The sequence below is a fragment of the Bacillus sp. ISO11 genome (genome assembly GCF_003458115.1).
GTDB classification, from domain to species: domain Bacteria; phylum Bacillota; class Bacilli; order Bacillales; family Bacillaceae_G; genus Bacillus_A; species Bacillus_A cereus.
The window spans coordinates 1-1,077 of sequence record NZ_QXCO01000091.1; the positions used below are offsets into that span (position 1 = coordinate 1).

The following is a 1,077-nucleotide window of genomic DNA, read 5'->3' on the forward strand; positions in this document are numbered from 1 at the left end:
AAAGGAAAGCTACCTCGAAATATTTTTGAAGAATGTGGTTTTGATATAGATATGATTGGAATGAAACGAGTTATGTCATCGGGAAGTAGATGGCGTGCTGCTTATAGAAAAAATGGTGTATTGGGTTTAAGGGATACACGTATCGAAAACGCTGGCAGAACTCTTGAGAGAGAGCTTACGTTAGAAGAAAAGTATGCCCGTTTAGAAGCTGAACGAAACTTACTAAAGGCGGAAAACGAATTGCTAAAAAAAATCAAACTTATGGAAGGGAGGATGAGAAGGAAATAACACTACCACCTAGTCAGAAATTCATCTTGATTCGTTCTGTCATCATGAAATACAACTTAAGGAATATGGTCAGTCATTTGTGTAAAGTAGCTGGTGTATCCCGTTCGGGATACTATAATTACTTTTCAGTTTCATCTCAAGAACAACGGAAACAAAAGAGTGATCGAGATAAAATCTTGAAGGAAACCATATTAAAAGCACTTCGATTTAGAAATAGAAACAAGGGGGCTCGTCAGATAAAGATGACATTGGCGGGTCAGTTTCAAGTTGTCTACAATTTAAAGCGTATCCGTAGAATTATGAAGAAATACGAGATTATCTGTCCGGTTCGCAAAGCGAATCCTTATAAAAGAATGCTTAAAGCTACAAAAGAACATCGAATAGTACCGAATCAATTAAATCGGGAATTTAAACAAAATACCCCAGGGAAAACACTTCTTACAGATATCACCTATTTAGTTTACGGTAAGAATCAAAGGGCCTATTTATCTACAATTTTAGACGGCTCAACTAATGAAATTTTAGCTTACCATGTTTCAGAACAGATGACATTAGAGCTCGTAACGACAACTCTCCATAAACTAAAAAGGAATCCGCGGATTCGATTGACTGAAGGTGCTTATATTCATTCAGATCAAGGATCCCACTACACAAGCCCTACCTATCAAAAGCTAGTTAAAAAGCTAAACCTTGGACAATCCATGTCAAGAAGAGGAAACTGTTGGGATAACGCCCCACAAGAATCATTTTTTGGTCATCTGAAAGATGAAGCTCATATAAAACCTTGCG

The 1,077-nt window shown here is 37.1% G+C and carries 1 pseudogene; it reads left to right on the plus strand.

The features are described 5' to 3' along the window. Positions 1–1,077, plus strand: a pseudogene (locus tag D1166_RS30920) (IS3 family transposase); the annotation flags it as partial.